The sequence below is a fragment of the Enterobacter cloacae complex sp. S2 genome (assembly GCF_015159675.1).
Lineage (GTDB): Bacteria > Pseudomonadota > Gammaproteobacteria > Enterobacterales > Enterobacteriaceae > Enterobacter > Enterobacter intestinihominis.
In genome coordinates, this window is sequence record NZ_JADDTS010000025.1 from 67,354 (window position 1) to 78,547 (window position 11,194).

The 11,194-nt window shown below is 56.4% G+C and carries 13 protein-coding genes and 2 pseudogenes; 4 read left to right on the plus strand and 11 right to left on the minus strand.

All coding sequences use genetic code 11. The features are described 5' to 3' along the window. Window positions 1–195: 195 nt before the first annotated feature. The 11 genes and pseudogenes from IPZ49_RS23190 to parM form a co-directional block, all read right to left on the minus strand. Window positions 196–393: pseudogene (locus IPZ49_RS23190) on the minus strand (hypothetical protein). 49 nt (window positions 394–442) lie between these two features. Then, window positions 443–853 (minus strand): DUF1380 family protein, encoded by a 411-nt coding sequence (locus IPZ49_RS13100; RefSeq protein ID WP_015572061.1) that lies wholly within the window; start codon window positions 851–853, stop codon window positions 443–445. A 41-nt stretch (window positions 854–894) separates the two neighbouring features. Then, entirely contained in the window at window positions 895–1,323 is a 429-nt protein-coding gene (locus tag IPZ49_RS13105) for an antirestriction protein (protein WP_008502215.1), read from the minus strand. Window positions 1,324–1,679: 356 nt separating this feature from the next. Next, on the minus strand, window positions 1,680–2,102 hold the full coding sequence (locus IPZ49_RS13110; protein WP_015572060.1) for a DUF1380 family protein: 423 nt from the start codon (window positions 2,100–2,102) through the stop codon (window positions 1,680–1,682). A 55-nt stretch (window positions 2,103–2,157) separates the two neighbouring features. Next, window positions 2,158–2,379, minus strand: coding sequence for a hypothetical protein (locus IPZ49_RS13115; protein ID WP_008502213.1), 222 nt, complete (start codon window positions 2,377–2,379; stop codon window positions 2,158–2,160). After that, on the minus strand, window positions 2,376–3,068 hold the full coding sequence (locus tag IPZ49_RS13120; protein ID WP_008502212.1) for a DNA methylase: 693 nt from the start codon (window positions 3,066–3,068) through the stop codon (window positions 2,376–2,378). The genes IPZ49_RS13115 and IPZ49_RS13120 overlap by 4 nt, the downstream gene beginning before the upstream one ends. Window positions 3,069–3,591: 523 nt before the next feature. Beyond that, window positions 3,592–4,059, minus strand: coding sequence for a hypothetical protein (locus tag IPZ49_RS13125; RefSeq protein ID WP_023327694.1), 468 nt, complete (start codon window positions 4,057–4,059; stop codon window positions 3,592–3,594). A 374-nt stretch (window positions 4,060–4,433) separates the two neighbouring features. Beyond that, a complete protein-coding gene (locus IPZ49_RS13130) occupies window positions 4,434–4,637 on the minus strand; it encodes a hypothetical protein (RefSeq protein WP_015572059.1) in 204 nt (67 codons plus the stop codon). A 28-nt stretch (window positions 4,638–4,665) separates the two neighbouring features. Then, window positions 4,666–4,929: a hypothetical protein gene (locus IPZ49_RS13135; RefSeq protein WP_015572058.1), complete on the minus strand. Its 264-nt coding sequence runs from the start codon at window positions 4,927–4,929 to the stop codon at window positions 4,666–4,668. Between the two features lie 3 nt (window positions 4,930–4,932). Next, window positions 4,933–5,595, minus strand: coding sequence for a plasmid partitioning/stability family protein (locus IPZ49_RS13140; RefSeq protein ID WP_032664819.1), 663 nt, complete (start codon window positions 5,593–5,595; stop codon window positions 4,933–4,935). A 2-nt stretch (window positions 5,596–5,597) separates the two neighbouring features. Next, window positions 5,598–6,569 (minus strand): plasmid segregation protein ParM domain-containing protein, encoded by a 972-nt coding sequence (parM, locus tag IPZ49_RS13145; protein ID WP_023327692.1) that lies wholly within the window; start codon window positions 6,567–6,569, stop codon window positions 5,598–5,600. Between the two features lie 231 nt (window positions 6,570–6,800). Here parM and IPZ49_RS13150 point away from each other — a divergent pair. The 4 genes and pseudogenes from IPZ49_RS13150 to IPZ49_RS13165 form a co-directional block, all read left to right on the plus strand. Next, window positions 6,801–6,914 (plus strand): annotated as a pseudogene (locus tag IPZ49_RS13150) (peptidase); the annotation flags it as partial. Between the two features lie 610 nt (window positions 6,915–7,524). After that, window positions 7,525–9,240: a group II intron reverse transcriptase/maturase gene (gene ltrA, locus IPZ49_RS13155; RefSeq protein ID WP_063932880.1), complete on the plus strand. Its 1,716-nt coding sequence runs from the start codon at window positions 7,525–7,527 to the stop codon at window positions 9,238–9,240. A gap of 67 nt (window positions 9,241–9,307) precedes the next feature. Continuing rightward, window positions 9,308–9,640, plus strand: a complete 333-nt coding sequence (gene umuD, locus IPZ49_RS13160) for a translesion error-prone DNA polymerase V autoproteolytic subunit (protein WP_074174315.1) — start codon at window positions 9,308–9,310, stop codon at window positions 9,638–9,640. After that, window positions 9,640–10,911 (plus strand): Y-family DNA polymerase, encoded by a 1,272-nt coding sequence (locus IPZ49_RS13165; RefSeq protein ID WP_015572056.1) that lies wholly within the window; start codon window positions 9,640–9,642, stop codon window positions 10,909–10,911. Before umuD ends, IPZ49_RS13165 begins: the two co-directional genes overlap by 1 nt. The last annotated feature ends 283 nt before the right edge of the window (window positions 10,912–11,194 follow it).

An 11,194-nucleotide genomic window follows, 5' to 3' on the forward strand; every position in this document is an offset into this window, starting at 1 on the left:
CGCCACGCCACGCCACGCAGGACCGTATCCGTGACAATTTGCCCCCACAATGCCATTCCTCTGCATTTCTCCTGACTTAAACCAGGGGCGGGAGGGGGCAGCGCCGCAGGCGCTGGCCTTGCCGCCCCGTCAGCCCGAAGGGATGACTGGGTTTTCGCGCGCGAACAGGCGGCGCCTATGCCCCGCCCGGATTATTTACTTTCCATCCCCCTGACCGCCCTGGAGAATGAAGTGGCCGCAAAGATAGACGGCGCACTGGCGGGTAGCGGATTCGCAGATCTCATCCAGCACTTTCGCTGTGGTTACGGGGCTGAGTCATGATTCACGACGTCGCTCGTTGATGAGCGTTTTATACTGGCGCAGGATGCTGCGGGTTTCCGGTGACAGTTGCATGGTGTTCTCCTTTTTTCAGTTTCCGGAGGCAATGCCTCCGGTTTCTCAGTCAGGCATTGAGTGCAGCGCGCAGGCGCAACATGACTTCATTTTCTTCTTTCAGGGTTTCTGCCGCTGATCCGCCTCCATCCTCCGCGCATATAGCGATACGCTCCATTTCCTTCCCTGCAAGCTGCATCACCACCGCAAGCGCCGCAGCCGGAATGGTGACATTACGGTGTTTCCGTTTTTCTTCCACCATCATCTCAACAATGTTGTAGATGAGAGGGACACATCCGGAGGGATACAGCTCTGCCTCCAGTCTTTCCATCACCACGTCGATCTCTTCATCACTGAGATCCCAGTCAATGCAGAGACCGCGAATATCGTTCCGGCTCCAGCTGGCGAATACAAATTTCTCGCCGTCATTATCGTCATCACGCAGCATTTCGATAGCGATCTCTTTTGCTGTACCAATCATGTTTTCTCCTTTAGTCGGGCGGCATCGCCGCCCGTGGTCAGTCAGTCAAGGGCACGCCAGATCGTGGCGCTTTCAGGATGGGTATCAGCAAATGCCATAAGCTGCTCATAGCGACGGCAGAAGTGGCGGCACAGCTCTTCATGGTCATGGTTGCTGTGGTGCCAGCTCCGGTGATTCAGTACCAGCGCCGTGAGAATGATCCCCGCCACTTCCCCGCTGACAGTCTGCTCAAACCAGTTGTCCGGATTGCACAGGGTCAGGCTCTCCACGTCAGGCGCCATATATCCGCCACCTTCCGGCAGCCGGTAAAACTGCCAGAATCCCCCCTGATACTCAGGGCAGTAACGCTGGGCATAGGCGTACACGGATGCCTCGGACGTCATAAAATCGCCGCCAAACAAATCAGGCAGGAAAGTCAGGCGCTGCGCACCCTCAAGACGAACAGCATCACAGGTCACGGTCTGGTTCATAGATCCTCCACGGTTAACATATTCTCGGTTCCGGCATCGCCGTGACGACACGACAGACCGGCGAAAAGCGGAGGACACAGGGGCGACGCCGCAAGCCGCAGCGCAAAGCCTTCACGGGCTGAATGCACCGTGAAGGGTGCGAACGGGTGAGGACGGAGGCGTCAGCGAACCCTTGTGGCCGATGCGGCCGGGCTACAGTGAAGTCACGGCGCATGCCGTCACCGCACGGAGCTTCAGGGGAGTTTCATTGTCCCGACGTGGCCCGGAGGGCAGCGGCGGATAGAAGCGGAAGGCACTGACATCCTTTTCGCTGTGGATGTCCACCGGTTGCCGGGGCGTTACCCCGGCTCTTTCCCTTACGCGGCCAGCGTCTCCTGTAAGGCGTGAACGTCCTTCAGCTCATTCCTGACGGATTCAGGCTCCTGCCGCCCGGCTTCCCAGGCCATACCGATCCGGTTTTCCAGCTCACATTCATAGTTACGCAGGACGCGGGGCAGGAGTACCGCCGGAACACTCACCTGACGGTTTGCCGCTTCCCGCTGACGGGCCAGGAGATCGCTGACAGTCAGATTATTTACCCCCTCCTGGCGGTATTGCGTCATTTTCATTTCGCCGATCGCCTTCATCAGATTCCGGATTTCAGCCCCGTCCGGTTCTGGCTGGGCTTCACGGCAGGCCACGCTAATCCCCTCTTCCGTCCAGACCAGCAGGACCAGGGGTTCGTCAAACGTGAACATGTTTTCAAGCTGTACACAAAGTTCTTCGCGGGTTCCGTACATCGTTTGTTCTCTCTTGTAAGGGGTTACAGACCGGGCATCAGCCCGGCAGGGTCAGTCAGTCCTGAAAGGTTTCGTCCAGCACCAGGGCTTCGCGGTAGGCTTCAAGAAGCAGGGTGTTGATCCGGCGCAGAGTCTGCGCAGCCATACGTTCGGTAAGCGTTGCCGCGTCGTGCCGGTGCTGCGATTCGAGGCGGTTCAGCAGCATCCGCACGTCACACATGGCATTGCTGAGCGCGGCCACGTCCGCGCGCAGGTTTTCAAGGCCCGGGTAGTTCATGCCGCCTCCGGATAGTCGGGGTAAAACGCGCCGTCATTGGCCGCCGGCATCCTTCTTGCCCGTTCAACCTGTGCCAGACGTCGAACGCCGGCGGCGTGGTACTGCTCAAGCATCTCGATCCCGATATAGCGGCGGCTGGCTTCGGCGGCGGCCACGCAGGTGGAGCCGCTGCCGGCGAACGGGTCAAGGACAATAGCCCCCGGACGCGTGAGCGATTCAATCAGCGGCCGCAGGCTCTGCACCGGCTTCTCCGTCGGGTGATGTCGGTTGCCCGTGTATTTCCAGGGGATCACGTCCGGGATGGGACGGTCCGGGGTTTGCGGCCTTCCCTTTGCCAGCAGGTAGGCACTCTCATGGGTGTAACCCACGAACGTCGATTTTGAGGCGTAGCTCTTGGCAAAGACGATATGGCCAACCACCCTGAAACCGGCCGTTTTCCACGCATTCAGAAACAGATCCGCGCGGTTCCAGGCATAGAAACTCACCATGAGGCTGTCATTTTTCAGCACGCGGTACATTTCATGACAGGCGGGCTGGAGCCATTCGGAAGAGTTGTCCCCGGCCAGGGTGCGGCCGGTACGGTCCTTATAGCCAACCAGGTACGGTGGGTCGGTAAGAATAAAATCGACGGCACGCGCCGGAAAACGGGACATCACCTGCACGCAGTCACCCAGAATAAAACGGGACATAGACACACTCCTCTCTGATATGCGGCACCCTCTTGCGCCGTGCCGCCACAAAAACCCGGCGAAAAGCGGAGGGCGCAGGGGCGACGCCGCAAGCCGCAGCGCAAGCCTTTCACGGGCTGAATGCACCGTGAAAGGTGCGAACGGGTGAGGACGGAGACAACGTGAACCCTTGCGACCGCAGCGGCCGGGTTAGCGTGAAGGCACGGCGTTGAACACGCCGCCGGCTGGCGGCAATAAGGCGGAGGGAACCGACATCCTTCGGTACCGGTTCTGGTAGCTGATGAGTCCGTGAGTGTATGGCAGAATGCACACTGATAATGGATTCGCGCCGTTATCTGACATGTGTGCCTTTGATTTCAGGACGTCCCCAACCGGAGACGTCTTTTTTTTGAGTCGGATATATGGCAGGTGAAAAAAGGCAGCGATTGTGCAATTATCTGTGCCGAAAACATCTGATGGGTTTTCACTTACAACGAATATGACACATTTCAGGACACCCCTCCCCGGAAGGTGTCCTTTTTTTTTAGCGCCCCTTCACGTGGTCGATAGCGAACTGCAGCGTGTCCCAGTTAAAACCGATGCCTGCATCGTGGCTGTGGTCGCAGATACGCATGGCTTCTGCAATTTCCTCCTCCGACAGACTGCCATCGAGGGACAGAAAATCATCTTCCAGCCAGAACGTCCCCATACACAGTGCATCCGGTGGGTACTGCTTCAGCCTGGCGATGAGCCCTGCCACCGTCACATCATCACGACATGCAGGACGCGACGGCAGGACGCGATCAGCGATGTCGTTCCAGCACCAGTCATCGCACTCCGGTACGGGTTCCAGCAGGGTCTGTAATTCCACGCCCGGCAGCAGGGAGAGCTGCTCCAGAACCTCCCCCAGAGAAAGTCGCTCTCCGCTGGCATCTTCACTCCCCAGGTAATGGTGATTGATATAGACGGCAAACTCGCCGTTATCGAGTTCAATACAGGTCAGTCTGAACATGGTTGTGTCCTCAGCATCCGGCACCCTCTTGCGCCGTGCCGCCACAAAAACACGGCGTAAAGCGGAGGACGCCAGGGCGACGCCGAAGCCGCAGCGCAAGCCCTTCACGGGCTGAATGCACCGTGCAGGGCGCGAACGGGTGAGGACGGAGACAACGTGAACCCTTGCGACCGCAGCGGCCGGGTTAGCGTGAAGGCACGGCGGGTAATTTTTTACGGGAGATGTAAAGCGGAGGAAAAATTTCACATTAAATTAAAATGTGATTTACATCACAAAACAATACATTATAATCGCCGAAAAATTAAGCGTTTAGTTTTGACGGCAGGGATGAGATGTCACCCTGCCGTTTTTTTCTGAAGTGTACGGGACCGGATTTAACGCGCAGGAGCTGCACCAATACGTCTCAGCGCATCCTCTACTTCACGCAGCCCAAAAATATCTTCCGGCGGCTGCTCTTTTCCGGACAGGCTACATACCGTAAAGACGGCATTTGATGCGGATAATCTCTCGCGGAACAACGCCTGCAGTGCCACAACGACCAGCGTACGTTCGTCTCCTGTCAGTTCTTCAAGCAGCATACTGTTTCCTTCAGGTTAATGTTCATATTCATCCCCGCCCCTCTGGTTTTTTCTTGTCAAACGCCAAGAGAACCCCGAGGCCGATCAGTGAGGCATAGCAGACCTGCATCGCGATTGTCACCGGCAGTGAGATGTTATCAACCAGAACGCCAGGAACCACGACGGCCACGCCTGCCAGTATCATTCCCCTGCCGGTCTTTTTGACCCGTTCCGGCCACTGAGATTCAGGCACGTTCCGGGCGCGCAGAAAGTTATGAATGCACTGCACTGCTTTTTGTTTAATCACTGACATGCTCTAGTCTCCGAATGCCCGGCGCATATTTTTCTTTATGCTGGTCGCTTCAGCGGATACCGGTGCGGCAGGCTCCGCTGGTTTCTCCGGCACTGCAGCCATACTCACGTCAGCCGTACCAGCCATCTGCTGAACCAGAACCTGCAGCTCGCTGACCGTGCCGGGCGGTACCGGCATACTGGCCAGCAGACGCGGCAGCTCCGGTGCGGTCGTATGCAGGGCCAGACCGGTGATAATCAGGTTTCTCAGCAGCTCTCCGCGCAGGCGGGATGACACGCCCGTCAGCACACGCTCAACCCGTTCACTGCTCCGGTCATCCTGAAGCGTCAGGGTGTAACGCCGGCGCTGGTATTCCGTCTCCGGTGACATGGCCAGAGCAGCCACGCCACCATCAGGCTCATCAGGAAGTCCTGAGAGTGAAGACCAGGTGCCGGATACCAGGGCCATCACGGCACAAAGCCGGATGGCACTCAGATGTCCGTCAAAGAACACCGGGATCAGCGCCGGTAAACGGGCATCCGTCTGGTACATCACCGCCCCGGCGGTGGCGGCGGTCCGGATGAAGTCACCGCGCAGGGGCTGTGAGATGGTGCTGATGGTCGCCATCGCCGTGATGTCGGTGCGATCGTCGCTGTGCAGATAGAAAGAATACTGGCCGTCCGGCACGTTTAGTCCTCTTTATTGTAAAGGGCAATCTCTCTGGCCAGCGCCAGCTGCGGATCGCCGATAACCTCGATACGGTCAGGAGCCAGAGGCCAGGCCTGACGGATAGCCTCTTCAATGAGGGATGCCCCTCCCCCGACCAGGAATACCCGGTTAACGCTCCTGAAGACCGTCAGCTCACTGGTGACACGCGCGCCCAGGGAAGTGATTGCCTCTGTAATTTTGTTCAGAACATCGTCAATTTTTCCGGCATCGTTGATCACTCGCTGCAGATACTGACGATCATTGCGGTTGCGGATGACCGTGTCAGCAATAAGCGCGCTGGTTTCGCTGTCTGCAGCCCGCAGCGCGCCTGCAGCTGCGCGGGTGACCTGTGACACGCCGACAGACGGATTGCCGTGTACCGCACTGATATCATCAAACTGTCCGACAATCACGCCGGCATCGAGCGTGGTTCCGCCGAGATCGATAATCAGGGTGGTCTCAGCGGGTCCGGGCTTCAGCTCCGCGAGACGGGAGAACGCCGCCGGCAGTGATTCAGGCATCACCTTCACGTCCGTTACGGTAAATGCCCTGCCCTTATTCAGAACCAGCTCACGCATCAGGTTTTCTCGTTTGCGTCGGATGTTCTCCTCGTTCCGCTGGCAGTCCCCGTCATAATACTCGCTCAGGGGCAGCGTCACGGTCAGGCTCACCGGCTGCGGCTCAAGTCCGCTGTTCAGCAGGGCATGATGCACGGCCAGCAGGTTGAGATCACCGTACTGGTATTCCACGTTTGTTGTCGGGATGGCATCCCGGCTGACGCTGTCCCAGGTGTATTTCAGCGTGCCCACCTGATAGTTGAACGTTGCGGCACTGAATTCCGCCACTTTCCAGCCATGCCGGAAGGAGTTAGCTGAAACCCGGGTCTGCAGCTCGTTTCCTTCAAACCATGCCAGCTTAACATTAGTTGAACCATCATCGCAGTAAATATTCATCATTATGCTCCGTCAATTAAACTCAATTTGATACATATTATAAGAGCAAAATGGCAAAATAAAAGCCATGCTTCTCATCATGAGTAATTTAAATGTCCCATAATGATATTAAATAGCATTTTGAGTAACTTAGGTTACTCACCCTGTTCATGAAGCAGGTGATCTGGATTATCCTCACGCTGTTAAATATACTGTATGCATATCCAGTATATTTAGACGTCAGGAGGAAAGATGAAACTGCAGCTTTTCAGCACCGGGAAAGCACTCCCGCCACAGGCCCATCCGTTGTTTGCAGACCTGGCCAGCTGCGGTTTTCCGAGCCCTGCCGCTGACTATGTCGAGTCCGTGCGACGTGAAGTCGCCTGAATAATTGTTCCGCTGAGAAATCAGAGAGGAACCTGATGTTCCGTCATCAGTAGCCTACCGGTACATGCGGGAGCGGTAACGCTCTGGTGTGAAGCTGCCGGGACAACGAAGCCGGGTCTGCGTACCTAGCCGAGTCCGTGAGGACAGGTAACATCTGCAAGCATCGTGCGGATGCGGCGCCAGGCTGGATGGTATGACCAACATAAGTGAACTGCTGATAAACATCGTTACATAGAACAGGCCAAAGATGCTGTCAGGCCTGAACCAAAAGGTATGCGGTCGGTTGCTTCACTTCGATTCTTGAGGCACACGGACATAATGGCCGTCGGTGAACAGGCAGGGTCTAACCCATCTCGTTATTCAGGTGGAACATGGTAAGCCCGTATCGCTGCCCTCAGGGGCAGGTAAATCGCAAGAGGCACTGTTGGCGGTGCGGGTATGAGATGGTGGAGAAAGCGAATGCTGCCCTGTAACCGGGCAGACAGAGGTTGAGCTCAAGTGCGACATCACCTCACGCGAAAGCGGGCAGACTTCCACCGGGTCTTTCTTTACGGGATAACCTGAGAAACTTTCTTTGAGGGAACAGCAGATGACTACGTCAGCAACAGGCGCGGGTGCCCCCTCTCACGAACCGGAGGCATGGCACAGCATTGACTGGGCTCAGTGCCACCGGGAAGTGCGAAGGCTGCAGGCACGTATCGTAAAGGCAACGCGGGAAGGCAGGTTCGGCAGGGTTAAAGCCCTGCAGTGGCTGTTGACCCACTCGTTCAGCGGTAAGGCTCTTGCCGTCAGACGGGTTACCGAAAATAAGGGCAGGCATACGCCGGGCGTGGACGGCAAATTATGGACCACCCCGGCGGCCAGATTTCAGGCCATTAAGTCGCTACAGCGGCGGGGATACCGTCCCCTTCCTCTGAAGCGTCTCCTTATCCCCAAAGCAGACGGCAAAAGCCGTCCGCTCGGCATTCCGTCGATGCGTGACAGAACCATGCAGGCACTCTACATGATGGCACTTTCACCCGTTGCGGAGACCACAGCCGATCAGCGCTCCTTTGGCTTCAGGCCACAGCGTTCCGTAGCTGATGCAATTGAACAGTGCTTTATCATGCTGTCGAAGAAACACGCGCCAGAGTGGGTGCTGGAGGGGGATATTCAGGGATGTTTTGACAACATCAGCCATGAGTGGCTGATGGAAAACATACCGATCGACAGGGTAATACTGAGCAGATGGCTCAAGGCAGGATACATGGAAGGGCGTCAGCTTTTTCCCACCGAAGCAGGTACGCCACAGGGTGGAATTATTTCCCCGGTGCTGGCAAACCTTGCACTCGACGGGCTTGAAGCAAGGCTAAAGTCCCACTTTGGTCGTCCGCGGTATGCGCGGAATCTTGAAATAAAACTCAAGGTCAATTATGTGCGTTACGCTGATGACTTCATCATAACCGGCCGCTCGAAGGAGTTGCTGGAAAATGAGGTCATGCCTGTGGTGGAGAGGTTCATGCTCGAGCGTGGTCTGACGCTCTCCCCCACAAAAACGCGGGTTACACGTATTGATCAGGGTTTCGATTTTCTAGGCCATAATCTGCGCAAATTCAGCGGTAAGCTGCTGATACGCCCGTCCGGTATAAACGTCAGTCGCTTACTGGAAAAAGCCCGCGCAACAGTGAGAGAGAACCCGGCACTGACGCAGGAGAAGCTTATTAAAAAGCTGAACCCGATCATTCAGGGCTGGGCAGATTTTCACCGGCACAACGTTGCAAAAGCTGCATTTGCCCGCGTGGACCATGAAATCTGGCTGGCGTTGTGGCGCTGGTGCAGGCGGCGGCATCCTCAGAAAGGTAAACGCTGGATCAAAAACCGTTACTTCCATCAGGTGGGTAACCGTAACTGGGTATTTGCAACGCCTACAGGCGAGTACTATCCGGATGGAAAACCGGTTCTAAAGTCTCTGCGGAAAGCCACCGACACCCGCATCACACGCCATACAATGCTGAGGCTGGGGGCAAACCCGTTCGCTCCTGAATGGGAAGCATACTTTGAGGAGAGGATGTCCCGAAAGATGCTGCTGTCACTCAGCGGGAAGAAAAGGATCGTCACGCTCTGGCAGAGTCAGCAGCGACGATGCAGGTTATGTCAGGAGCTGATCACGCCCGAAACCGGATGGCATGTTCACCATATTATCCGTCGTGTCGATGGCGGTACTGACGACAACAGCAACCTGTGCCTTGTGCATCCCGTATGCCACAGGCAGATCCATGCCCTTAACCTGAAGGTAGCGAAACCGGCTCGCGCAAGTGGGCTTTGAGAGGCCTGAGCCGTATGAGGGGAAACTCTCACGTACGGTTCTTAGGGGGGGATGGGTCAGCAATGGCCTGTTCCTACCCGATGACCTGGATCTCCATGATTACTGCATACGGCACCCGAGCGCGACTTACTATCTCCGTGCCAGCGGTGACAGTATGTCCGACGGCAGCCTTTACAATGGCGATCTGCTGGTTGTGGACAGTGCAGAGAAGCCCCGGCACGGCGATATTGTTGTGGCCAGTGTGCAGGGGGAGTTTACGGTTAAACGGCTTCTGCTGACGCCACGACTGACGCTGCAGCCAATGAACGCCGCCTGGCCGCCGATTTATCCCGACCCGGACGATCTGGATATCTTTGGCGTCGTCACGCACATCATCCACCGCCCGAGGGAGATGTACTGATGTTTGCCCTGGCCGATGTGAACAGCTTTTATGCCAGCTGCGAACGTGTTTTCCGCCCGGATTTGAAAGGAAAGCCGGTTGTGGTGCTCAGTAATAACGATGGCTGCGTTATCGCAAGAAGTGCCGAGGCAAAGCCCTGGATCAAAATGGGCACGCCGTGGTTTCAGATGAAAAACGAAACGTATCCGGAAAAAATATACGCGTTCTCAAGCAACTATGAACTTTATGCCTCGATGTCAGCGCGCGTGATGAGCTGCCTGGAGGAGCTGGCCCCAAGGGTGGAACAGTATTCGATTGACGAGATGTTCCTCGACCTGACCGGCGTTGAGCACTGCATGGACCTGGAGGACTTCGGCCGGCAGCTGCGCCAGCACGTGTATGACTGTACCCGTCTGACCATCGGCGTGGGTGCCGGGCCGACGAAAACCCTGGCAAAATCAGCCCAGTGGGCCTCAAAGGAGTGGAAACAGTTTCGTGGTGTGCTCGCCCTGACCAGGGGGAATCCTCAGCGAACGCGGAAACTGCTTTCACTGCAGCCGGTCGAAGAGATCTGGGGCGTGGGAAACCGTATTGCACGCAAACTTAATGTACTGGGTATCAGGACCGCGCTCGATCTGGCCCTGACGAACCCGGCCTTTATACGCAAAAATTTCTCCGTCGTTCTCGAGCGAACAGTACGCGAACTGAACGGGGAAAGCTGCATGTCGCTTGAGGAAGCACCACCGACGAAACAGCAGATCGTCTGCAGCCGCAGCTTTGGAGAGAAAATCACGGAGTACGATTCGCTCCGCCAGGCTGTCTGTCAGTACGCAGAGCGGGCCTCTGAAAAGCTGCGGAAAGAGCGCCAGTACTGCCGGCATATTTCCGTTTTCATCAAAACGTCTCCGTTCGCCGTTAAAGAGCCTTACTACGGCAACGTGGCCACGGAGAAACTGCTTACACCCACTCAGGACACCCGGGACATTATTGCGGCCGCCACAACGGCTCTGGAGCGTATCTGGAAGGATGGGCACCTGTATGCCAAAGCCGGTGTGATGCTGAATGACTTCACCGGCTCCGGCGTTTCGCAGCTGCAGCTGTTCGACGAACGTCCGCCACGTCCTCACAGCTCTGAGCTGATGAAGGTTCTCGATGGCATTAATCATTCCGGTCTGGGACAGATCTGGTTTGCCGGGCGAGGGATAGCGCCATCATGGCAAATGAAACGCGATATGCTCTCCCCTGCGTACACCACCCGCTGGAAAGATATTCCCGTTGCGAGGATCAGATAAATTCTGCTTTTCTGAGAGAGCCAGTAGTGCTCGCCGCAGCCGAACGACAGGGCGAAGCCCGCGAGTGAGCGAGGAAGCACCAGGGAACAAAACGAACATAATCTTCTTACGCACCTAATACAGGAATCACAGTAACAATCTCAAAATCTGTATTGTGATAGAAACAGCTGAATAGAGTGGGACCATGGTCCCAGTTAAATCCGGCGTGTGGAATCGATATTCCAGGCGGGGTTGAAGGATGAGTTCTGACACGCAAGTAGGAGGTGGGACCGTGGTCCCAGTT